The sequence below is a fragment of the Bradyrhizobium rifense genome (assembly GCF_008123425.1).
Classification (GTDB): domain Bacteria; phylum Pseudomonadota; class Alphaproteobacteria; order Rhizobiales; family Xanthobacteraceae; genus Bradyrhizobium; species Bradyrhizobium rifense.
The window spans coordinates 31,015-53,109 of the sequence record NZ_VSSS01000109.1 but is presented as its reverse complement, the minus strand read 5'-3'; the positions used below and the strand labels follow the sequence as shown (position 1 = coordinate 53,109).

Annotated in this window: 19 protein-coding genes; 9 read left to right on the top strand and 10 right to left on the bottom strand. The window is 65.0% G+C overall.

The window, feature by feature from the left end:
- From FXB40_RS46670 to FXB40_RS46650, 5 genes are all read left to right on the top strand, one after another.
- The coding region (locus tag FXB40_RS46670) for a chemotaxis protein CheW (RefSeq protein WP_148778984.1) at positions 1–358 on the top strand (358 nt) is incomplete at its 5' end.
- Positions 359–393: 35 nt separating this feature from the next.
- A complete protein-coding gene (locus FXB40_RS46665; RefSeq protein WP_148778983.1) occupies positions 394–783 on the top strand; it encodes a response regulator in 390 nt (129 codons plus the stop codon).
- Between the two features lie 34 nt (positions 784–817).
- Positions 818–1,687: a CheR family methyltransferase gene (locus FXB40_RS46660; RefSeq protein WP_148778982.1), complete on the top strand. Its 870-nt coding sequence runs from the start codon at positions 818–820 to the stop codon at positions 1,685–1,687.
- Positions 1,688–1,689: 2 nt separating this feature from the next.
- The gene (locus FXB40_RS46655; protein ID WP_057748535.1) at positions 1,690–2,007 is read left to right on the top strand and encodes a hypothetical protein; all 318 of its coding nucleotides are present in this window, start codon (positions 1,690–1,692) and stop codon (positions 2,005–2,007) included.
- A gap of 138 nt (positions 2,008–2,145) precedes the next feature.
- Positions 2,146–2,649 carry a response regulator gene (locus FXB40_RS46650; protein WP_148778981.1) on the top strand — a complete coding sequence of 168 codons (504 nt, stop codon included), beginning with the start codon at positions 2,146–2,148 and terminating at the stop codon, positions 2,647–2,649.
- Positions 2,650–2,704: 55 nt separating this feature from the next.
- Here the strand turns inward: FXB40_RS46650 and FXB40_RS46645 are convergent, their stop codons facing one another.
- Positions 2,705–3,007 (bottom strand): hypothetical protein, encoded by a 303-nt coding sequence (locus FXB40_RS46645; protein WP_148778980.1) that lies wholly within the window; start codon positions 3,005–3,007, stop codon positions 2,705–2,707.
- 176 nt (positions 3,008–3,183) lie between these two features.
- Between FXB40_RS46645 and FXB40_RS46640 the strand changes: the two genes are divergently transcribed.
- Positions 3,184–3,819, top strand: a complete 636-nt coding sequence (locus tag FXB40_RS46640) for a response regulator transcription factor (RefSeq protein ID WP_148778979.1) — start codon at positions 3,184–3,186, stop codon at positions 3,817–3,819.
- A 21-nt stretch (positions 3,820–3,840) separates the two neighbouring features.
- Here FXB40_RS46640 and FXB40_RS46635 read toward each other — a convergent pair whose 3' ends face one another.
- Together FXB40_RS46635 and FXB40_RS46630 are read right to left on the bottom strand one after the other, a co-directional pair.
- A complete protein-coding gene (locus FXB40_RS46635) occupies positions 3,841–7,437 on the bottom strand; it encodes a PAS domain S-box protein (protein ID WP_148778978.1) in 3,597 nt (1,198 codons plus the stop codon).
- Positions 7,415–7,843, bottom strand: coding sequence for a response regulator (locus FXB40_RS46630; RefSeq protein ID WP_148778977.1), 429 nt, complete (start codon positions 7,841–7,843; stop codon positions 7,415–7,417). Before FXB40_RS46630 ends, FXB40_RS46635 begins: the two co-directional genes overlap by 23 nt.
- A 260-nt stretch (positions 7,844–8,103) precedes the next feature.
- Here FXB40_RS46630 and araD point away from each other — a divergent pair, with 260 nt between their 5' ends.
- Together araD and FXB40_RS46620 are read left to right on the top strand one after the other, a co-directional pair.
- Positions 8,104–9,843, top strand: coding sequence for an L-arabinonate dehydratase (araD, locus tag FXB40_RS46625; RefSeq protein WP_148778976.1), 1,740 nt, complete (start codon positions 8,104–8,106; stop codon positions 9,841–9,843).
- Positions 9,844–9,853: 10 nt separating this feature from the next.
- Complete coding sequence (locus FXB40_RS46620; protein ID WP_148778975.1) at positions 9,854–10,573, top strand: ribonuclease activity regulator RraA; 720 nt, start codon at positions 9,854–9,856, stop codon at positions 10,571–10,573.
- Between the two features lie 43 nt (positions 10,574–10,616).
- Here the strand turns inward: FXB40_RS46620 and FXB40_RS46615 are convergent, their stop codons facing one another.
- The 4 genes from FXB40_RS46615 to FXB40_RS46600 all read right to left on the bottom strand — a co-directional run bounded on the left by FXB40_RS46615 (position 10,617) and on the right by FXB40_RS46600 (position 16,885).
- On the bottom strand, positions 10,617–12,719 hold the full coding sequence (locus tag FXB40_RS46615; protein WP_148778974.1) for a S9 family peptidase: 2,103 nt from the start codon (positions 12,717–12,719) through the stop codon (positions 10,617–10,619).
- A gap of 277 nt (positions 12,720–12,996) precedes the next feature.
- Entirely contained in the window at positions 12,997–14,184 is a 1,188-nt protein-coding gene (locus FXB40_RS46610; RefSeq protein WP_148778973.1) for a pyridoxal-phosphate-dependent aminotransferase family protein, read from the bottom strand.
- A gap of 104 nt (positions 14,185–14,288) precedes the next feature.
- A complete protein-coding gene (locus FXB40_RS46605; protein ID WP_148778986.1) occupies positions 14,289–15,014 on the bottom strand; it encodes a thermonuclease family protein in 726 nt (241 codons plus the stop codon).
- 143 nt (positions 15,015–15,157) lie between these two features.
- Positions 15,158–16,885: a hypothetical protein gene (locus tag FXB40_RS46600; protein ID WP_148778972.1), complete on the bottom strand. Its 1,728-nt coding sequence runs from the start codon at positions 16,883–16,885 to the stop codon at positions 15,158–15,160.
- A gap of 406 nt (positions 16,886–17,291) precedes the next feature.
- Between FXB40_RS46600 and FXB40_RS46595 the strand changes: the two genes are divergently transcribed.
- Positions 17,292–18,140, top strand: coding sequence for a caspase family protein (locus FXB40_RS46595; RefSeq protein WP_148778971.1), 849 nt, complete (start codon positions 17,292–17,294; stop codon positions 18,138–18,140).
- A 209-nt stretch (positions 18,141–18,349) separates the two neighbouring features.
- Here the strand turns inward: FXB40_RS46595 and FXB40_RS46590 are convergent, their stop codons facing one another.
- From FXB40_RS46590 to FXB40_RS46580, 3 genes are all read right to left on the bottom strand, one after another.
- Complete coding sequence (locus FXB40_RS46590; protein WP_148778970.1) at positions 18,350–19,237, bottom strand: efflux RND transporter periplasmic adaptor subunit; 888 nt, start codon at positions 19,235–19,237, stop codon at positions 18,350–18,352.
- 197 nt (positions 19,238–19,434) lie between these two features.
- Positions 19,435–20,706, bottom strand: a complete 1,272-nt coding sequence (locus FXB40_RS46585; RefSeq protein ID WP_148778969.1) for a Spy/CpxP family protein refolding chaperone — start codon at positions 20,704–20,706, stop codon at positions 19,435–19,437.
- A gap of 367 nt (positions 20,707–21,073) precedes the next feature.
- Positions 21,074–22,069 carry a LysM peptidoglycan-binding domain-containing protein gene (locus tag FXB40_RS46580; protein ID WP_148778968.1) on the bottom strand — a complete coding sequence of 332 codons (996 nt, stop codon included), beginning with the start codon at positions 22,067–22,069 and terminating at the stop codon, positions 21,074–21,076.
- Positions 22,070–22,095 lie beyond the last annotated feature (26 nt).

Below are 22,095 nucleotides of genomic sequence, written 5' to 3'. Positions count from 1 at the left end.
GCGCGTCACCCGCGTTCCCTTATCCTCGCGCGAGATCGCGGGCGTGCTGAACCTGCGCGGCCGCATCGTCACCGTGGTCGACATGCGTGCCCGCCTCGGCCTGCCCAAGCCCGAGGACGGCAAGACGGCGATGGCGGTCGGCGTCGACCTGCGCGGCGAATCCTATGGCCTCTTGATCGACCAGATCGGCGAGGTGCTGCGGCTGTCCGAGGACGGCAAGGAAGAGAACCCCGTCAATCTCGACCCCCGCATGGCCAAGCTCGCCGGCGGCGTCCACCGCCTCGACGGACAGCTCATGGTCGTCCTCGACGTCGATCGCGTCCTCGAGCTCAAGACCGAAGTGCAAATGGCTGCCTGAACTTTCACGAAAGACATTTAAGCCGGAGAACCAAGATGAAGACCTGTTTGGTGGTTGACGATTCCAGCATCGTTCGCAAGGTTGCCCGTCGCATCGTCGAAGCGCTGGGCTTCCACGTTATTGAAGCGGAAGACGGCGTCGAAGCGCTGGTTCATTGCAAGAAGGCCATGCCGGAAGCGATCCTGCTCGACTGGAACATGCCCGTCATGGACGGCTTCCAGTTTCTGGGAACGCTGCGCCGCATGCCCGGTGGCGAAGAACCCAAAGTGGTGTTCTGCACCACCGAGAACGGCATCGACCACATCACGAAGGCGATGGGCGGCGGTGCCAACGAGTACATCATGAAGCCCTTCGACAAGGAAATCGTGTTGGCGAAGTTCCAAGAGGTCGGGCTGGTCGCGCGCGAAGAAGAGACAGCTGCCTGAAATTACACCTGCTAGTAGCGTCAAGAGGTATCCTGTGAACCCGCCCGACTACGAGTATCTGCGTAAGTTGCTGAAAGAGCGCTCCGGTCTCGACCTGTCCGCCGACAAGCAATATCTGATCGAAAGCCGCCTGCTGCCGCTGGCGCGCAAGGCCGGGCTCTCCGGCATCCCCGAGCTCGTGCAGAAGCTGCAAGGCGGCTCGAGCGCGCTCATCACCAGTGTGGTCGAAGCCATGACCACGAACGAGACTTTCTTCTTCCGCGACAAGGTCCCGTTCGACCATTTCCGCGACACCATCATGCCGGAAATCCTCAAGGCCCGTGCCAGCCGCCGCAGCGTGCGGATCTGGTGCGCCGCAGGCTCGACCGGGCAGGAGCCCTATTCGCTTGCGATGACCTTGAAGGAGATGGGCGCGGCCCTGACCGGCTGGCGCGTCGAGATCATCGCGACCGACCTTTCGCAGGAAGTGCTGGAGAAGGCCAAGGCCGGCGTCTACAGCCAGTTCGAGGTGCAGCGCGGTCTGCCGATCCAGATGTTGATGAAGTATTTCAAGCAGACCGGCGAGACCTGGCAAGTCCATCCCGAGCTGCGGGCGATGATCCAGCATCGGCAGCTCAATTTGCTGCAGGATTTCTCCCACCTCGGAACGTTCGACGTCATCTTCTGCCGTAACGTGCTGATCTATTTCGACCAGGAGACCAAGATCAACATCTTCAACCGCCTGGCCCGCCAGATCGAGCCCGATGGCTTCCTGGTGCTCGGCGCGGCTGAAACCGTGGTCGGACTGACCGATACGTTCAGGCCGCTTGCGGATCGCCGCGGCCTCTACAGGCCGAACGATGCGCGTGCCGCGGCCCCGGTCGGTGCCGGAGCGCCGCGGATGGCCGCGATGGCAGGACGATAAGAATGGCCGAGGATGGCAAGGGCGTAGAGCGCGTCACGTTCAGTCGGGGCTATGATGTCTGCATCATGGCCATCGACGGCACGTGGCGGCGTGACTGCACCCTCAATGCGATTTCCGATACCGATGCCATTCTCACGGTGGAGGGCTCGATCCAGGGGTTGAACCTCAAGGAGTTCTTCCTGCTGCTGTCGTCCACCGGCCTTGCCTACCGCCGCTGCGAGCTGGTGCGCGTCAACGGCGCCGAGATGGACATCCAGTTCCTGCGCGGCAAGAACCGCAAGAAGCGCGGCGCGGCCAACGGCCATGATGCGGTGGCGTGATCGCCACGCGCGGCTGCCTTTTGCTGACGCGTTGCTTCACATTTTCTGAAAACATCCGAACGAATTCGTCGACCCGGCTTTACGTGGCCTAAGCGCGTACCGTGTATCAACGGCCGGTCGCAATTTCAGGGTCCGGCCATGCCAAGAAGCTCTCTCTCTTCCGTCACGTCAAACCTGCCCGACGTCGCCGAGCGGCGCGCGCTTCAGCTCCTGGTGGTCGATGACGACGCCACGCAGCGCAGCCTGATCACGGTCGCCGCCAGGCAGGCCGGCCACGAAGTCGCGGTTGCGCCGTCGGTTGCGGAGGCCATCGAAAAGCTGCGCGCGGCGCGCTTCGACTGCGTGACGCTCGATCTCGTGCTGGAGGATGGCGACGGCATCGACGTGCTGCGCGAGATGGCGGCGGCGAAGTTCACGGGCTCCGTGATCGTCATCAGCGGCATGGACGGCAAGCGCCGCAGCGCCGCCCGCAGTTTCGCCCGCTCCGTCGGGATCGAGCTTCAGAGCCTGCCGAAGCCGCTGGATCTCGCGGCGCTGCGCATCAGCCTCGCCAATCTCGGCAAGACGGCGATGGGGTTGCCGACGATCCATACCTGGGGCGGCGTCGCCACCGACGCGATCGTGGAACGGCACCGCGTCTGAGGGCGCGGAGCTGCCATGCAATCGGCTGCGGCAAATCGGCCGCGCTGATTGCTGCTTATGCGGGATTGCCAGATTCCGACAGGTTCTGCAGGGCGTTGCCAAGCTCCGCCCGGCAGGCATTGAGAGCCGCGCCCACTGTGGCATAACGGGGCGTGACGTCGTCGAGCACGACAATCTCGGTGGAACCCGAGATAGCACTCAAGATAGCGCTATCGTCTTCAGGCTCCATCGCGGCGTCGACCAGACGCACACTGATCTCGATGCGCGCGATCAGGGAGCGAAGTTCGGCCGCGATCAACTGACGGCTGTCCGTTTCAGCCATCGCGGCGAGCGGGGGTGTGCCAGCGTAATTTAGCATGGATATTCTCCGTCCCCCGCAATAAGGCACCTCAGCGCTACTTGTGCGTTAAGTTCATGTCCCGTACAAATGCGGGTGGGTCGAATCTGCGCCGAAAGCCATAACGTTAAGGCGCGGACGCGAGTCCTAGGATGCCGAACGGACTTGGCAATCGCCTTGGCGAATGGACATGGCACATGGTCGAACAAACCTCCCGTGGTGAGATCTTCGTGGTCGATGACGACCCGGCTGTTCGCGACACCCTGTCGATGGTGTTGAAGGCGGCGGGCTATGAAGTGATCTGTTTTGCGGACGGCGCAGCACTGCTGTCCGTCGCGCGAAGCCGCACGCCGGCTGCCGTGCTGCTCGACGTGAACATTCCCGGAAAGTCGGGCCTCGATATTCTCAAGGAGCTGCATGGCGAAGACTATCCCGCGCCGATCTTCATGATCTCCGGCCAGGGCGACATTGCGATGGCGGTGGGCGCCATCAAGAGCGGCGCGCTCGACTTCATCGAGAAGCCGTTCCGCGGCAGCGAGATCGTCGGCCGGCTGGACGAGGCGATCGGCGCCTATGCACGCAGGCAGTCGGAGAATGCGTCGCCGAAGTTCGGCTCGCTGCATTTCCCCGGACGCGAGCCGCTGACCCGCCGGGAGCGTGAGGTGCTGGAGCAGTTCGCTGCCGGTGCCTCCAACAAGGAAGCCGGCCGCACCCTCGGCATCAGCCCGCGCACCATCGAGGACCACCGCGCCAACATCATGAAAAAGCTCGGCGCCCGCAATGCCGCCGATCTGATCCGCATCGTGATGACCGCGGCCCAGCGCGCGTCGTAAGGCGGCTGGTTTTCTCGCGCCTTACGCCTGCAGCGCCTTGCGGATGATCCGCGCCAGATCGGACTTGCGATAGGGCTTTGCCAGCAGCAGCACGCCTGAATCCAGCCGGCCGTGATGGATGATCGCATTCTCGGTATAGCCTGATGTGTAGACCACCCTGAGGTCGGGGCGCGACTTCAACACCTCATCGGCGAGCTGCCGTCCGTTCATCTTGCCGGGCATGATCACGTCGGTGAACAGCAGGTCGAACGGCTTGCCGCTTGCGACGATCGTGAGCGCCTCGGCGGCATTGGCGGCTTGCAGGGTGACGTAGCCGAGCGAATGCAGCTGGGCCAGCACGTAGTCGCGCACCAGCCGGTCGTCTTCGACCACGAGGATGGTCTCATGGCCTCCTTCGATCGACGCCGGTGTCACGCCTTCGTTGACGACCGTCGGCGTCTTGCCGGGCGGGAGATACATCTTGATCGTGGTGCCGTGGCCCTCCTCGCTGTAGATCTTGATGTGGCCAGCGGACTGCTTGATGAAGCCGTAGACCATGGAGAGCCCGAGCCCGGTGCCCTTACCCGGCCCCTTCGAGGTGAAGAAGGGATCGAACACCCTGGCCAGCATGTTGGCGGGGATGCCCGAGCCGGTGTCGCTCACCGCGATCAGCACGTAGTGTCCGGGCGGGACGTCATTGACGTTGGCATAGACCTCGTCGAGATAGGCGGCGCCCGTCTCCACGATCAGCTTGCCGCCGCTGGGCATCGCGTCGCGCGCGTTGAGCGCGAGGTTGAGGATCGCCGTGGTGAGCTGGTTCGGGTCGACCACCGCGACGCAGCTCTCGTCCTCGAACACGGATTCGATCTGGATCTGCTCGCCCAGTGTCGGCCTCAACAGCTTTGCGGTGTCGATGATCAGCGAATTGATGTCGATCTCGCGCGGCTGCAGCGGCTGCTTGCGCGCAAAGGCGAGCAGATGCTGGGTCAGCTCGGCGCCGCGGCCGGCGGCCTCGTCGATCATCTTCGTGATCGCGGCAAGCCCCGGATCCTTGGCCACGGCATCGGCGAGGATCTCGATCGTCCCGGTGATCACGGTGAGGATGTTGTTGAAATCATGCGCCACGCCGCCGGTGAGCTGGCCGACCGCCTCCATCTTCTCGGCGTGGCGGATGCGCTCCTCGGAGGCGATCTTGTCGGTGAGGTCGCGGTAGAACACGTTGAACAGGACGCCCTCGCGGCGCCTCAGCGCCGTGACGCTGAGCTCGGCCTTGAACTCCTTGCCGTCGCGACGGCGGACCACGAGCTCGCGGCGGCGGTTGAGGGTCTGGCCTTCTGCTGACTCGAGGAAGCGGGCGAGGCCGGCCTTGACCCTGTCGCGCTCGCTCTCGGCGACGATCAGATCGACTGCGTTCTGGCCCAGCGCCTCGTCGCGCCGCCAGCCGAACAGCTCTTCGGCCCGCGAGCTCCAGTTCAGGATGGTGCTGCGATCGTCGGTCTGGACGAAGGCGTCGAGCGCGGTCTCGACGATGTTGCGCGCAAGCTGCTCGCTGTCACGCAAGGCTTCGGCGGTGTGCCTCGTCTCGGTCATGTCGCGCCCGACGAAGAAGAAGCGCTTGGCCTGATCGGACCAATTGCCGAGCCAGGACAGCCAGACCTCGTGGCCGTCCTTGTGAATGCAGCGCGTGTCGGCGAGCTTCGGATGTCCGCCGCGCCGGAGCGCGCGCATCTCCTCGCGGGATTGGTCGAGATGGGCGGGATGGATGAAGTCGACGCCGCTGCGGCCGATCATTTCGTCGGGCTGGTAGCCCAGAATGGCCTTGCTGCTCGGGTTGATCTGCGCGATATCGCCCCGCGCGTCCATGATCATGATCAGATCCTGCGAGGTGTCGAAAAGCTGCCGCCGCTCCTCGATCTGCTGCTCGAGCGCCCGTTCGGCGCGCCGCGCCTCGGTGAGGCTGCGCGCGCTCCCGGAGATGCCGGTGATCTCGCCCGACGGCCCCCTGATCGGCGAGAGGCTGAGCGCGATTTCGACCGGCGTGCCGTCCCTGCGCTGGCGCACCGTCTCGAAACGTTCGATCGGCTCGCCCCGGGCGATCCGCGCCCGATAATCCTTGCCCTGTTCGCGGCGGTCGGGTGGGACAATGATCGAGGTCGATTTTCCGATCGCCTCGTTCGCCGAATAGCCATAGAGGCGTTCGGCGGCAGGATTCCAGCCCGTGATGATGGCATCGAGCGACTGCATCACGATTGCGTCGTCGGATGATTCGACCGCGGCGCTGAACAAGCGCTCGCGCGCCTCATGGTGGCTTCGTGCGGCCTCGGTGCGGCGATGCTCCCGGACCTCGCGCTCGAGGGCGGCTGTTTTCGCCCGCGTCTCCTCGACCATCTGGGCAAAAGCCCGCGCCAGCACGCCGGTCTCGCCGCTTGCATCGACCGGTATGTCGGCTGGCCGTCCGCTGCCGATCGCCTCCACCGCTGCGGTCAGGCGCCCGATCGGGCGCGTTAACGAGCGCGCCACGAGCACCGCGAGCAAAGCCGCGGCGAGGACGGCAAGCACGCCGACGAGCAAGGACGTTTTTTGAATGGCGGCCGGCACGCGGCCGAACACGGACGGGGGAACGATCACAAGGATTGCGACCCATTCCTTGCCCGCGAGCAGTGCCGGCGCAATCGCCGCACCGCTCGGCCGGCCCGACCGATCGGTCATGATCTCCGTGGATACCGCCGGCGTGCCAACCAAGCCTGAGAAAAATGGAAAATCGCTGCGCCAGTTGGTGGGGTGGCCGCGCAACGAGCCGAATTCCCGCGCACGATCGGGATTGACCAGATAGTCGCCGTGCGAATTCACGACGTAGACCTCTCCTGCTGAGCTCGTCGTCGAGCGGATGCGGTCGAGAGCCGGACGCATATCGATGTTGGCGATGATGATACCGAACGGCTTGCCGTCCGGCGTGAACAGGGGTGTGGCGACTCGCAGAGTCGGAACGTGCAGGTCCGCGGTCCCCCCCTGACGGGTCGCGAGCTCGATGGGCGAAACATAAATCTCGCCCGGCGCCAGTTGGATCGTCTCTTGGAAGTAGGTTCGCTCGCCCTTGCGCTCCAGTTCGCTGTCGGGGACGATCCGCGCCGCTCCGTTCGGGCCTGAGCGATCGACGCGGACCAGTTCGCGCTGGTCGTCGTCGAGGCCGATGATTCGAAACTGCCCGTAGCTGGGCTTGGCCTCGATCTCGGCCATGAGCCGTGTCGCGATGCGCTCGCGCCAGGTTTGCTCCGATACGCCGTCGAGAGTGTCAGTTCCTCCACCGATGTGGGCGCGGATCAGACCGTTGATTGCCGCGGCGGAGCGATAGCCGATCAAATCGCCGCGAACTCCGGCCACGTAGGATTCAAGATTGGTCGCCAGCAGGCGTGACTGCGCTTCAACCCGCTCCAGCACGCGCGGAATGACGGCTTGCGTGACGTTGCGATAGCCCAGCCAGTCGACCGCGGCCACGGTCACCGCGACCAGCAGAATCATTGCGATTGCCAGCCGGGTTGCGAGGGTCATGTTGGCCGTCGCGCCGCGTCGAGAATGGACCCGAATGTTCTGCACCGGCGCACCATGGATCGCCCCGTCATCGACTGCCGGCTCCGGCATCGGGCAGCGGCGGGGACAATGATTGCGCCGATTTCAGGCAGCCGTCGACAGCCGCAAGCAGTGCGTCGGCCCGGAATGGTTTCTGCAAGCTTGCCACCGCCCCGAGCTTGGTCGCCATCTTCAGGAAGTCCGGCTCGGCATAGGCATCCGGCGTGATCGAGCGGCCGGAAATGACGACAATCAGGATATTCGGCTGTAGCGCCCGGACGTGGCGCATCGTTTCCAGCCCGTCCATGCCCGGCATGAAGATGTCGAGAAACAGCAGGTCGAACTGGCTGCCCTCGAACAAGGCGAGCCCCTTGCGGCCGTCGCCGGCGACCGTCACGTGGTGACCGGCCCGCTCCAGGAGCAGCCGGATCGTCAACTGAACGGCCGGGTCGTCATCCACGATCAGGATGTTGGCCACGTCAAAAGCCTCCGGGTCGGGCAGGGAAGTTCCCTGTGACCCAAATCAAAGCATCAAATGCGAAATTGTTGCGCGGATCGTGCCTGGGCTGCAAGCACTTCGGATCTCCCCCGGGGTCGGCGGACCGGTTATTGCACTGCACCTTGATGTACGCACGCCCCCGTGCATACCAGCCGCTCGCGTGACTGATTGTCCGGTGCCTTGCGGTGGATGGACGTCCCGTGAGAAGAGCAGCGCGAATTCCCCGACGGAGAAGGAAAGTGACCAAAAAGAAGAAAACACCCGACCAGCTCCGCAGCGCGCGCTGGTTCGCGCCCGACGATCTCCGCTCGTTCGGCCACCGCTCCCGCGCCATGCAGATGGGCTACGCCCCGGAGGAGTGGAAGGATCGCCCGTGTATCGCGATCATCAACACCTGGTCGGAAGCGCAGCCCTGTCACATGCACTTCAAGTCGCGCGTCGACGACGTCAAGCGCGGCATCCTGATGGCCGGCGGCCTGCCGGTGGAATTGCCGGCGCTGTCGCTGTCGGAGTCGCTGCTGAAGCCGACCACGATGCTCTATCGCAATCTCCTTGCGATGGAAGCCGAGGAGCTGCTGCGCAGCCATCCCGTTGACGGCGTGGTGCTGATGGGCGGCTGCGACAAGACCACGCCGGCGCTGCTGCTGGGTGCGACATCGATGAACATTCCGGCGATCTATCTGCCGGCGGGCCCGATGCTGCGCGGCAACTGGAAGGGTAAGACGCTCGGCTCCGGCTCCGATGGCTGGAAATATTGGGACGAACGGCGCGCCGGGAAAATCTCCGACAAGGACTGGCTCGACATCGAGGCCGGCATCGCCCGCAGCTACGGCACCTGCATGACCATGGGCACGGCCTCGACCATGACGGCGATCGCCGAAGCGATCGGCATGACGCTGCCAGGCGCTTCCTCGATTCCCGCCGCCGATGCCAACCACATCCGCATGGCCTCTGAATGCGGCCGCCGCATCGTCGAGATGGTGTGGGAAGATCTGACGCCGAAGACGATCCAGACCCGCAAGGCGTTCGAGAATGCGATTGCGGTCGCGATGGCGATGGGTTGCTCGACCAACGCGATCATCCATCTGATCGCGCAGGCGCGCCGCGCCGGCCAGGACATCGGGCTTGACGATTTCGAGATCGCGAGCCGCAAGGTACCCGTGATCGCGAATGTCCGCCCGAGCGGCGATGCCTATCTGATGGAAGATTTCTTCTATGCCGGCGGCCTGCCGGCGCTGATGGGCCAGATCAAGCCGCATCTGCATCTCGACTGCATCACGGTGAGCGGCAAGACCCTTGGCGAGAACATCGACGGTGCCGAGGTGCACAATGCCGATGTCATCCGCGGCGTGGAAAATCCCATCTACAAGGAGGGCGCGCTCGCCGTGCTCAAGGGCAATCTTGCGCCCGACGGCTGCGTCATCAAGCCCTCCGCCTGCGCGCCACGTTTCCTCAAGCACACCGGGCCTGCGCTGGTGTTCGACGACTATCCGTCGATGAAGAAGGCGGTGGACGATCCCAATCTGGATGTCACCGAAGACCACATCCTCATCCTGCGCAATGCGGGCCCGCAGGGCGGACCGGGCATGCCGGAATGGGGCATGCTGCCGATCCCGACAAAACTCGTGAAGCAGGGCGTGCGCGACATGGTGCGCATCTCGGACGCGCGCATGAGCGGCACCAGCTACGGCGCCTGCATCCTGCACGTCTCACCCGAATCGTACATCGGTGGTCCCTTGGCGTTGGTGCAGAACGGCGACCGCATCACGCTCGACGTCGCCGCGCGCACCATCAATCTCGATGTGCCCGAGGCCGAGCTCGACAAGCGCCGCGCCGCCTGGAAGCAGCCCGAGCGCCGCTTCGAGCGCGGCTACGGCTGGATGTTCACCAAGCACATCAAGCAGGCCAATGACGGCTGCGACTTCGACTTCCTCGAGACCGATTTCGGCGCGCCGATCGGCGAGCCATCGATTTACTAGAGAGCACATCATGTCAAAACTTTCGGAAGCCACTCGCAACAAGCTCAAATCCGTCTCCACGGCGACCGTCGCCACCGCGTTGTTCAAGCGGGGCCTGCGCATCCAGATGATCCAGGATGTGCACCCCTTGGGCGCCGACCAGCCGACCATGGTCGGTGAAGCCTTCACGCTCCGCTACATGCCGGCGCGCGAGGACCTCAACACGATCGATGTCTTCAGGGATCACTCCCATCCGCAGCGCAAGGCGGTCGAGGACTGCCCGCCGGGTGCGGTGCTGGTGATGGACAGCCGCAAGGACGCGCGCGCGGCCTCGGCCGGCGCGATCCTGGTGACGCGGTTGATGAAGCGCGGTGTCGCCGGCGTCGTCACCGACGGCGGCTTTCGGGATTCCGCGGAGATCGCGAAGCTCGGCATTCCCGCCTACCACCATCGTCCCTCAGCGCCGACCAATCTCACGCTGCATCAGGCGATCGAGATCAACGTTCCGATCGGCTGCGGCGATGCGCCGGTGTTTCCGGGCGACGTCATTCTGGGTGATGCCGACGGCGTCATCGTGATCCCCGCGCATCTCGCCGACGAGATTGCGAGCGAAACCTTCGAGATGACCGCGTTCGAGGATTTCGTCACCGAGGAGGTCGGCAAGGGCCGCGGCATTTTCGGTCTCTATCCCGCGACCGATCCGCAGACGCTCACCGACTTCGCGGAATGGCGGAAGAAGAACGGCAGGTAACTTCGTAGCCCGGATGGAACGAAGCTCCATCCGGGCTACAAGCTTACGCCTCCGCCATCCCTGTCGCCCACAGCGCAAACGCATAAACGATCGCGACTTCGTCGAGCCGGTCGAAGCGCCCCGACGCGCCGCCGTGGCCGGCGCCCATGTTGGTGCGGAGCAGGACCGGGCCGCCGCCGCTCATGGTCGCGCGCAGGCGTGCGATCCATTTGGCGGGCTCCCAGTAAGTGACGCGAGGATCGGTAAGCCCGCCCATCGCCAAAATCGCCGGATAGTCCTTGGCCGCGACATTGTCGTAGGGCGAGTAGGACAAAATGGTGCGAAAATCCTTCTCGCTCTCGATCGGGTTGCCCCATTCCGGCCATTCCGGCGGCGTCAGCGGCAGCGTGTCGTCGAGCATGGTGTTGAGCACGTCAACGAACGGCACTTCGGCGACGATGCCCGCGAACAGCTCGCCGGCACGGTTTGCCACCGCGCCCATCAGCATGCCGCCGGCCGAGCCGCCATGGCCGACGATGCGCTTGGCGCTGGCGTATTTCGCATCGATCAGCGCGCGGGCGCTGGCGGCGAAATCGTCGAACGAATTGGTCTTCTTCTCGCGCTTGCCGTCGAGATACCAGCCCCAGCCCTTGTCGGCGCCACCGCGGATATGGGCGGTGGCGTAGACGAAGCCGCGATCGACCAGCGACAGGCGGTTGGCGTTGAACGAGGCCGGCATCGCCATGCCGTAGGAGCCGTAGCCATAGAGCAGCAGCGGCGCCGCGCCGTCGAGCTTCAAGCCGCGGCGATAGAGGATCGAGACCGGCACCTCGGCGCCGTCACGGGCTTTCGCCATGATGCGCGTGGTGACGTAGTCGGCCGCATTGTGGCCGGACGGGATCTCCTGGCGCTTGCGCAAGGTGCGCGTGCGCTTGGCCATGTCGTAGTCGTAGACTTCCGACGGAGTAGTCATCGACGAATAGGCGAAGCGCAAATTCGTCGTGTCGAATTCGTAGGAGCCCATCGTGTCGAGCGAATAGGCGGCCTCGTCGAAGGCGATCGCGTGCTCTTCCTTGGTTGCGAGATCGCGGATCACGATCGCCGGCAGCGCGTTGGCGCGCTCCAGTCGCACCAGATGGCCGGCATAGAGATCAAGGTCGATGATGTAGATGCCGGGACGATAGGGGATCAGATCGCGCCAGTTCTGCCGCTCGGGCTGGCCAAGCGGCGCGGTGACGATCTTGAAGTCGATGGCGTCGTCGGCATTGGTGAGAATGAAGAGCTCGTCGCCGCGATCGGCCAGCGAATATTGCACGCCCTCCTCACGCGCTGCGACCAGACGCGGCGGCGCTTCGGGGTTGGCGAGATCAATCAATCGTTGCTCGCTCGTCTCGTGGTCGCCGCCGGCGATCACGCAGAAGCAGCCGCTGGTGCTTTCATGGAGATGGGTGAACCAGCCGGAGTCCGACTCCTCATAGACGAGCGTATCGTCGGCCTGTTTGGTGCCGAGCCTGTGCCGCCACACCTGCATCGGCCGGTGATTGTCGTCGAGCTTCACATAGAAGAAGGATTTTGCATCCTTGCTCCAGACCACGCCGCCGTCGGTCTCCTCGACGACGTCGTCGAGGTCTTTAGCCGTAGCCCAGTCGCGGATGCGGATCGTGAAATATTCCGAGCCCTTGGTGTCGGCGCTCCAGGCCTGCAGTCTGTGATCGTCCGAGTGGCGGCTGCCGCCGAATTTGAAATATTTGTGGTCCTTGGCGAGCGCATCGCCGTCGAGCACGATATGGCCCTCGCCACCGTCGCGCGGCATGCGGCCGAACAGCTCGTGCTGGCCGCCCTCGCGGAACTTGCGGAAATACGCGAACGGTCCGTCCGGCGACGGCACGCTGGAATCATCTTCCTTGATGCGGGCGCGCATCTCGCGCACCAGCGTCTTCTGCAAGCTCGCGGTGTGGCCGAGCAGGCTCTCGGTATAGCCGTTCTCTTCATCCAGATATTTGCGGATATCGGGATCCAGCACTTTGGGATCGCGCAGCACTTCCTGCCATTTCGCGTCCTTCAGCCAGGCATAGTCATCAGTGACGGTGATGCCGTGACGGGTGAAGGAATGCGGCCGGCGCGGGGCGACGGGAGCGGTCGGGGTCGTGCTGGCGGATTGGGGCAAATCGATCCTCGATATGGGCGGAGTGTCTGGCCTCTATATCAGATCGAATGTGGGGGATTTAAAGAAGCGGCAAAGCCGATGTGAGGCGCCGAAACCACCTCAAGCTCCGCCGTCGTCCCGGCGAAAGCCGGGACCCATAACCCCAGGAGGAGTTTGGCGAAGACTCGCAGTTAAGAGGCCTTCCCGCGGTACGTGCACCGCGGGTCACTGATAAATCACGCGGTATGGGTCCCGGCCTTCGCCGGGACGACAATGAGTGTGTGGCGCGCGCTTTCGCCTACACCGCCACCTGTTCGCCGAGATACGCCACCGCCGCCTCGAGCCCGCCCTTGCCATGCGGGATCTTCAGCGCGTTGAGGCCGACCTCGATCACTCCGAGCGTGCCGAGCAGCATCGGTGCGTTGACATGGCCCATATGGGCGATGCGGAAGGCCTGGCCGGTCAGGTCGCCGATGCCGTTGCCGAGCACGACGCCGCACTTCTCCTTGCAATAGCGCTGCAGCACTGCGGGATCGTGGCCGGTGGTCATGGTCACCGTGGTCACGGTGTTGGAGCGCTCGTGCGGTTCGGCAACGTTGAAGCCGAGCACCTGGCCCTCGGTCCATGCACCAACAGCGCGGCGCGTGGCCTCGCCGAGAAGGGCGTGGCGGCGGAAGGCGTTCTCCAGCCCTTCCTCGTGAATCAGGTCGATCGCCTGGCGCAGCGCGAACAACAGATGCACCGGCGCGGTGCCGGCATATTTGCGATAATGCTCGGCGCCCTCGCGCTCGCTCCAGCTCCAATAGGGCGTGCTCATGTTCGCCTTCTTGTGCGCCTCGAGCGCGCGCGCGTTGGCGGCGACGAAGCCGAGGCCGGGCGGCGTCATCAGGCCCTTCTGCGAGCCGGACATCGCGACGTCGATATTCCATTTGTCCATCTCGAACGGCATGCAACCGAGCGAGGCGACTGTGTCGACCATGTATAGTGCGGGATGGCCGCTCGCCTTGATGGCCTTGCCGATCGCCTCGATGTCATTCTGTACGCCGGACGCCGTATCGATCTGGACGACGACGACGGCCTTGATGGTGTGCTCCTTGTCACGGCGCAGGCGCTCCTCGACCTCGTGCGGCCGCACGGCGCGGCGCCAGTCGCCCTTGAGCACCTCGACCTCGGCGCCCATCAGCGAAGCCGCATGGCCCCAGCCGATCGCGAAGCGTCCGCTCTCCAGCACCAGCACCTTGTCGCCGCGCGACAGCACGTTGCTCAGCGCGGCTTCCCAGGCGCCGTGGCCGTTGGCGATGTAGATGTAGGATTTGCCCTTGGTCGCAAACAGGTTCGAGATGTCGCGGAGCAGGCTCTCGGTCAGATCGGTCATCTGCTTGGAGTAGATGTCGATCGCCGGACGATGCATCGCCTGCAGCACCGCGTCGGGCATCGTGGTGGGCCCGGGGATGGCCAGAAATTCCCGGCCCGCGCGAACGGTCATTGCTATCTTCCTTGTGTTTTGAAGACGGTCTGGTGGGTTCTGATTTACACTTCTACGCGGCGCAGGCGCCTGAGAAAAGCGCGCAAAACGCAGGTCTGGGGCTCTTATCGCTTGGTCTCGCGGCATCCGGCGGCCTCGGCCTCCTCGACCGAGCAGAACCAGCGGGTGCCCTTGCTGATCTTCATCTTGATCTGGGTGTACCAGCGGCTGGTCGGGGTGTGGTAGATGCACTCGCCGGCGGTGTTGACGTTGCCCTTGATGGTGCAGTCCGGCGAGGGCGCGACCGGCCCCGAGGCCGAGGCGAGCAGTATCGAATGGGCGCCCTCGGGCGGCTTGGTGGCGCCCAAAATCGTCGTCTTCTTGTTGCGCACGCGCCAGTCCCAGGGCGCGATGAAGGCGCCCTGCCACATCCCGGCTTTTGCCTCACGCGCGGCGGCCTCATCCGCATCGTAATCGTGGGAGACGCGGGTGTAGGACAGCGCCCAGCCGCTGCGCACCAGCCATTTCTGGATGTCCTCGCCGCCGACCTCGCAGCGCGCCACGGTGCGGCCGCGCCGGTCGATCGCGCGGGTATGGCAGACCCAGCTCTTGCCCTCGGTGTATTTGGCGAGCTCGTCGCGCGCGGCCGCGCCGCAAGTCCAGCGCTCGGACTTGTTGTTGAGGCAGAGCTGGTCGCCCGACGGCGCGTCGATGCCGCCAAGCCGGATCCGCGTGTTGCCGATCAGGACGGAATCGCCATCACGGACCTTGGCGGTGCCGGTGATGTCAGCCGCCTGCGCCAGCGACGGCACGGCGAGCAGAGACAGCGCAATCAGGAATTTTCGCAACATGCCGGTCCGCATTGTCGTCCGCATTGTCTTGGGAACACCTTGATAAGCCGCGCAATTGTGGTCGGCTTTGGGCCACGCGGCCAGCATATGCCTAACGGACAGGCTTTCAACTTCCCGTCATTGATCGAACGGGGCACGAAACTTCACCGCCCCGCCATCGCGCGCTTCGCCACCGCCAGCCCCATCAACACGAACGCCGACGTCACCTCCGGTCCGCCGACCAAAATCCGCGTCGGGGTCTTCATCTTGTTCCATTCATAGGCGCGGAACGGGCCGCGGCGGCCGCCTTCGCCGATGGCATCGACGATCACGTTCAGCGCGGGTGCAAAGGCGCGCGGGTCGGCGCCGAGATGGCCGAGCGCGATCAGCGCCAGCGCCGCGTCGAACACGTTCATCTCCGCGGCCATCAGCTCGCCCTTGACGTAGGACAGCACGCGATGGCGGATGAAATCGAAATCGCCGTCGGGATCGATTGCGGCCTGGGCGGCCAGCGGCAGCGCCAGAAAGGCCGCATAGCAGCGGCCGAAATAGGCGCTGTAGAGCTCCGGCAAATAATAGATATGCGAGCGCGGGTTGGCGAAGGCGCCGCTCGCAGCTAAGCGCTTCTGGAAGCCGATGATGCGATGCACGGTCGCGAGCCGCGCCGGCGTCTCCAGAATGTTCCAGCGTGCGAGGTTGCGAAAGCTCACCTCGAGAATGTCGAGATTGAGCGTCGGATCGAGATCGTTGCCGTAGGGGCGCTCGCCTTTGAGGTTGTCGATCCAGGTCGCAACGCCGCCTTCGTAGTCGATATTATCGTTGAGCGGCACCGTCACGCGCGGCTCGTTGACACCCGCATGGACCTGATAGCCGGCATAGAAATCCAGCAGCGGCTGGTCGATGATCGGATCGGTGCAGCCGGCCTGCGTCGCCGCGGAAATCGAGCACGCCGTGGTGTCGCAATCCGGCACGTAGACGCCGAAGCCGAGGTCCTGCTTGATCTGGGCGAAATAGCGCGAAAAGCGCGGATGCGGCGGAGGCGCCAGCGCGGTGATGACGTTGAAGCGCTGGCCGCCAATGCCCTCGACCTCTTCGCGGCTGATATTGACGCAGAAATCGACCATGTCGGCGATGGCGCGCTCGGCTGAGCTCTTATCCGCAGGCGAGGCGAGCCCGGTCTCGATATAGCTGAGCAGTGCTTCGATGAAGAACGCGTCGTAATAGGCCGAGCGGTGGCGGATCTGCATCGGCTCCCACATCGGCTCGGCAATCCCGCGCCAGGGTGGATTGACCACGGCGCGGGTTTCCGAGCGCGCAATGAAGACGCGGGCGAGGTTGAACAGCAGCGACGAATTCTTGTAGCCGCGCGCGTTCAGCCCGGTGAGCGCCATGATCAGCTCGCGCCCGCGAAAATCGGGATCGCCGATCAGGTTGAAGGCGGCATAGGTCGGCAGGAAACCGTTCTTGCGGTACGAGCCGAGCAGATGCTGCGCGCAATCGCGGATCACGCCGTCGATCTGCGATTGTGCCGGCATGGCGCCGACGAAATTGGCCGGCGGCGGTTTTGGATGGTCGAGCGTGATGGTGTCGACGAGATCGGCAATCGGCTGGCCGACCGCCGCCCAGTCGGGTTCGGCATCGTCGCGGGCGCGGACCAAAGCCTCGCGCAGCCGGGTCAGCTTGGCCTCGTCACGCAGCTCGGGGAGGCCGGCGCGGCGCAGCAGCACCCGCAGCGCGGGATTGCCGAGCGCGGTCTTGTAGAATTTCGCCAGATGCGGATCGCCGCTGGCTTGGCCCGACAATACGGGATCGCAGACGTCATAAAGGGAGGGGCCGTCTTTCCGCGCCGTCAGTGCCCGGCACGCGGCTCCTGCGAAATAATGAAAGCTCATGAAATACCTGGTCGCGGGGGACTTATCCGGGTGCCAGGTCGATGACCCACCCCCGCAAGTCTTTGAAAAAGCTACCCGGATTCGCAGGAAATTCAAATGTGATGAACGTCACGGAAAAACCCTGCCCCAGGGTTGCATGATCGAACCCCGGAAGGTTACGGGGAAGCGAAAAGGCGGAGAATTGGGTAGGAGAATTAATCAACATATTCATAGGCTTAGTTCAAATTTTGGACGATCTATTGCCGGGCCGGCGATATCCGGTTAAGAGTTTGTTTGGTGCGGTGCCGCAAATTGCGCGCAATTCGGGGCCACTCCCCCGGCCAATCCCTCAAACCTAAAGCCGCCATCGCGCTACTCAAACAGTGTGCGCGCGCTTGGCCGGTCTTTGGCACAGGAATGAAGCGAGATGAATGTAAGGCAGCTCGACATTTCCCGACGCTCGATTGCGCTCGTCGCCGCCCTCATCGGCACGGTGTCGCTGGCGATCGGCGCCCATGCTGCCCTCAACATGCGCGCGCTCGACGCTGCCAAGGCCGTCTCGACCGACCAGGTCACGGGCTCGCTGGGCCAGACCTCGCGTCTCGCGCTCGTCATCGGCAATGGTCACTATCCCGACGCGACCGCACCGCTGACGCAGTCGATCAACGACGCGCGCGCGCTGTCCTCGTCGCTGCGCAAGAACGGTTTTGACGTTGACATGGTGGAAGACGCGAGCAAGGACGACATGGTCCGCGCCGTCAACCGCCTGAAGTCCCGCATCAAGCACGACACCGTCGTCATGCTGTTCTTCGGCGGCTACGGCGTGCAGGCCGGCCGCGAGAGCTACATGCTGCCGGTCGACGCCGTGATCTGGAAGGAAAGCGACGTCCGCCGCCAGGGCGTCTCGATCGAGGGCGTGCTCAACATGATGAAGGAGCAGGGCGCCAAGGCCAAGCTCGTCGTCGTCGATGCGTCCCGCCGCAATCCCTATGAGCGCCGCTTCCGCTCATACTCTCACGGTCTCGCGCCGATCGGCACGCCCGACAATGCGCTGATCCTCTCCTCGGCCTCGCCCGGCAAGGTCGTCGACGACGGCAAGGGCGAGCACAGCACGCTGGTCAGCGAGCTCCTCACCAATCTCAATGCGCAGGGCAGCGCCGAAAGCGTCTTCAACAAGACCCGCGTCGCCATCTCCCGCGCCTCCGAAGGCGACCAGGTCCCGACGGTTTCGTCCTCGCTGCTCGAGGATGTGCATTTCGACCAGGCCGGCGGCTAGTTCGCTGGGTTCGTAAAGTGGATTAGCCGAAGGCGTAATCCACCACTTCTCTCTCGACGCGAACAGTTTCGTAGGGTGGGCAAAGGCGCAACGCGCCGTGCCCACCATCTCTCCGTGGTTTAATTCGATGGGAGACGTGGCACGCTTCCGCCGTCGCTCTACGAGCTATGGCGGACAAGTCGCTTTGCCCACCCTACGAGACCGTCTTGCTACTTCGCCGCTTCGCTCGCCATCACCGGGCGCACGGGATCGCCTTCGCGGAGCAGCGCGCCGGCGCGGGCGACGACGATATCGCCTTCGTTGAGGCCGTCACGTACCTCGATATTGCCGCCCGACATCAAACCGGTCTCGACGCGCTTGGTCTCGACGCGATTGCGGCGGATCACCTGCACCACGGTGCCGGCGGATGAATATTGCACCGACGTCAGCGGCACCGCGACGTTGCAGCTCTGCCCGGTCTTGATCAGCGCACGGCCGCTCGCATTCAGCAGCAGCCGCTTCTGCGACGAGATCCCGATATAGACCATGCCCTGCTGGATGTTCGGCTCGACGGTCGGACCGATGCGGCGCACCTTGCCGTCGAGATCGCCGGCGCCGGCAATGCGCACGGTGGCCGGCTGATTGATAGCGAGCTTCCTGATATCGCTGGTCGCGACGAGGGCGACGAGGTCGTATTCGCTGCGCGCCACGATGGTGAACAGCGCCTCGCCCTTGGCCGAGGCGAGGTTGCCGATCTGTGCGCTCGAGGAGGCGATGACGCCGGCGACGGGAGCGGTGACCTGCAGCGTGCCGCCTTCGGGCAACGCCAGCCGTGCCATCACCTGGCCGGCCGTCGTGGTCTCGCCGGCTTCGGCCAGCACCTCGGTCACCTTCAGCCCCGGACGCTCGGGCCGCACCGAGGTCTCCTCGCGCGCGATGATCGAGCCGGTGGCCTCGACGATGTCGGAGAAGCAGGACTTTGCCGCCTTCAGCACCGTGACCGCCGGCCCCTTGGGCGCGTCGTCATCGGCAGCGCGCACGGGCTGGGCGGAGACCAGCGCCAGTCCGGCAAGGGCAACGAAGGTCTGGGAAAAGGAACGCGCAGGCAATGAACGCATCGGTCATTCCGGTTGATCGCAAGAAGGCTTCAATCGATAGCAGAAGCGCTTGCGGCGGGCCATGGGCTGACCGGATGAGAAATGCCGCAGCGCAGGCGGCGGGATGCCGCCCGTTGATTTAGTCGCTGCGACAGCCAAGAGGTTCGCCGCCTTTACCCAGCTCGGCAAGGGGAGGGAACGCAGAGAGAGCGGGCCGCTCACATCCCGCGCTTCGGTCCGATCGCCTCGAAGGCAGCCTTCTGCTCGTCGCTCAGGTCCGCCTCGAAATCGTCGAGCGCATCGCCGACGCCGCCCACCGCCTGCTGCATCCTTTCGAGCCGCGCCTTCACGGCGGCGAGGCGGGCCTGCGGCGTTGCTGCCGATTTCGACGGACAGGGACTGAGCGTCTCCATGGTGCGCAGCGTGGTGTCCTGGAGCACGTCGAGCCGGGCGCGACCGGTGTCGTCGAGCTTCAGCGTGGATGCGATGTCGGCGGCGGGCCATTGCTGCTGTACGAGCTGCTCGTATTGACGCTGGGCCTGCACATCGTAGCGGGGATCGTTGTTCGGATCGCAGGCTGAGGCGGCCTGCGCGTCCTTATGCTGGGCCGACGCGAGCGCCGCGCGGCGTTCGTTGGCCAGCGAATCTAGCTTTGCTTTCTGGCTGTCATCGAGAAGGTCGACGAATTTGGCGAGCGGCGCCGCCAGCGCGTCCGTCGCCTTGATCATGGCATCAAGCCGGGCCCGCATCACGCCGAGCCGCTCCGCCGCCGTCATGGGCGCCTGCGCCGGGCACGCGGCGCGAATGGTATCGCGCGCCGAAGCCCAGGCCGCGCTGAGATCGTCGAGCGCGGTGCGCTGCATCTCGTTCGGCTGCACCGCGGCGGCGATGCGGTCGACGGGCAAGCCGCCGGTGTCGCTGCCATCGCAGACCGCTTCCACCGAAGGGACGCGTCGCGCACGGCGGCCCTGCGGCGCGGTGTAGGCGGCGAGCTCCGGCGCCGCATAGGGCGCGAAGATCGCCGCATAGATATCGCCATAGCCATAGAGCGCGAGGCTGGTCGTATCGCCGAAGACGATCGCGGTGGTGAGGTCGTCATGCGCGAACGGCCAGAATACGGGACCGATCCAGCCATAGCTGCCGTCGGGATGACGCCACCAGCCCTGCGGACGGCGGCCGCCATGCCAGGCTGACAGCGCAGCACCTGCCGTGAGCGCGGCACGCATCACGTAGGGATTGGCGGCTTGGCCACGCTCGGCACCGCGCGGGTCCTGCGATCTCAACGCGGCGTCACGGGTGCGGCCGCTTCGCACTGCCATCCGTGCGTGGCGCAATCGCGACAGGCCGATGACGTGGCCGACGGCGAAGCGCGCAACACCGAGCGGCCCGCCGCGTAGCCCGAACTGCGCTTCTGCCGTATTCGGCAACAGCACTGTCAGAAGCACCAGGACAGCGCCGGTAAGCGCCAGTCCCAAGCGTGATCTCGACATGACCACCGAGCCGATCACTTCTTGGCCCTCCTCCAGCGCCAAGCGCGCATCGCGTCGCAGGAAGAAGACGCGCAGGGGAACCAAATGTTCCGCGGCGAGACGGTCAAAGCGTCGCAGAGTGGTGGCGCTTACCTCTCCCCGCTTGCGGCAAGACAATGGTGTGCACGATGCGGCGGCATCGGCACTGCGCTCCCTTTCCCGCTTGCGGGGGAGGGCTAGGGTGGGGGTGTCTCCGCGTCGGGATTGTTGAGGATTGCAGAGAATGTCCCTGCATGGCGAGAACCCTCACCCGCCGCGCGCGGGCCGATGCTTCGCATCGCCCGGGGCGCGTCGGCCTCTCCCGCAAGCGGGAGAGGCGAAGCAAGCCTCACTGCGCCTTTTGCGGCATGACAACAGTCTGCCCGGGATAGATCAAATTGGGATTGCGGATCTTTTCGCGGTTGGCGTTGAAGATCACCGCGTAGCGGTTGCCGTCGCCGTAGGCGAGACGGCTGAGTGCCCAGAGGCTGTCGCCGCGGGAGACCACCCGGCTGCCGCCGGCCTCCGCCGGTGTCGTGTTGAGGACGTCCGCGGGCGAGGCGGAAGCGACCGTCGCACCCGCCGCAGGCATCCTCGCCATGGACCTGGGCTTGGGCGTGCCCATCATGCGCGGCCGAGCTGCGGACCGATCCGGCGCGGAGGCCAGGTGCGGTGCCGGCAGGGACGCGACCACGTCGGATTTGTCGTCAGGCTTTGCTTCCTGCTTCGCAACCGATGCGACGCGCGCAGGCGGCGGCGCGGTTTCGGCCACCGTCACCGGCATGGTACGGCCGGATTGCGTGACGGTGCCGTCGGGCGCCTTGGCGCGCAGCGTCAGCTCATAGCTGCCGGCGGGAAGCTTTGGCGGGGTCATCACGAACTGGCCCGAGGCATCGGCGACCACGCTGTCGAGCGGCTGGCCATCACGCAGCAGCTCGACCTTCGAACCCGGCGCGGCCTGGCCGGCGATCACCGCGGCCTCGCCATGGTCGTCGACGCGGGCGACGTCGAAGCGGGGACCGGTGTCCGCAACGGATGGCTGCGGCTTGGCCGGCGCGATATCGGCCAGCGCCGCGACCTGCTTCTGGGTCTCGGCGAGCGCCCCCGCCTTCGGCGCGTCGGCCGGTGCCGGTGGTGCAACCGCAGCGAGCTTCGGTTCTTCGGCCTTCTCGGTCTTGGCCTCGGCCTTCACCTCCGGCTTGCTCCCAGGCTTGGCGACGACCGCGACCTCGGTGCTCGCTCCGCCCGGCAGCAGGCGGCGCAGCTCGGTCGGGCCGATCACCAGCACGGTGCCGGCCACCGCGAGCAGACAGAATGCAATGAAGGCCTTGGATGCGGTGATCATCAGTCCTCAAACCTCAGGTCGCAAAT

Coding starts and splice junctions, on each gene's coding strand:
- FXB40_RS46650 (WP_148778981.1), top strand. CDS start 2,146: ATGCCAAGAAGCTCTCTCTCTTCCGTCACGTCAAACCTGCCCGACGTC.
- FXB40_RS46585 (WP_148778969.1), bottom strand. CDS start 20,706: ATGTCGAGATCACGCTTGGGACTGGCGCTTACCGGCGCTGTCCTGGTG.
- FXB40_RS46610 (WP_148778973.1), bottom strand. CDS start 14,184: ATGACCGTTCGCGCGGGCCGGGAATTTCTGGCCATCCCCGGGCCCACC.
- FXB40_RS46590 (WP_148778970.1), bottom strand. CDS start 19,237: ATGCGTTCATTGCCTGCGCGTTCCTTTTCCCAGACCTTCGTTGCCCTT.
- FXB40_RS46645 (WP_148778980.1), bottom strand. CDS start 3,007: ATGCTAAATTACGCTGGCACACCCCCGCTCGCCGCGATGGCTGAAACG.
- FXB40_RS46605 (WP_148778986.1), bottom strand. CDS start 15,014: ATGTTGCGAAAATTCCTGATTGCGCTGTCTCTGCTCGCCGTGCCGTCG.
- FXB40_RS46640 (WP_148778979.1), top strand. CDS start 3,184: ATGGTCGAACAAACCTCCCGTGGTGAGATCTTCGTGGTCGATGACGAC.
- FXB40_RS46655 (WP_057748535.1), top strand. CDS start 1,690: ATGGCCGAGGATGGCAAGGGCGTAGAGCGCGTCACGTTCAGTCGGGGC.
- FXB40_RS46620 (WP_148778975.1), top strand. CDS start 9,854: ATGTCAAAACTTTCGGAAGCCACTCGCAACAAGCTCAAATCCGTCTCC.
- FXB40_RS46580 (WP_148778968.1), bottom strand. CDS start 22,069: ATGATCACCGCATCCAAGGCCTTCATTGCATTCTGTCTGCTCGCGGTG.
- FXB40_RS46665 (WP_148778983.1), top strand. CDS start 394: ATGAAGACCTGTTTGGTGGTTGACGATTCCAGCATCGTTCGCAAGGTT.
- FXB40_RS46595 (WP_148778971.1), top strand. CDS start 17,292: ATGAATGTAAGGCAGCTCGACATTTCCCGACGCTCGATTGCGCTCGTC.
- FXB40_RS46600 (WP_148778972.1), bottom strand. CDS start 16,885: ATGAGCTTTCATTATTTCGCAGGAGCCGCGTGCCGGGCACTGACGGCG.
- FXB40_RS46635 (WP_148778978.1), bottom strand. CDS start 7,437: ATGCCGGAGCCGGCAGTCGATGACGGGGCGATCCATGGTGCGCCGGTG.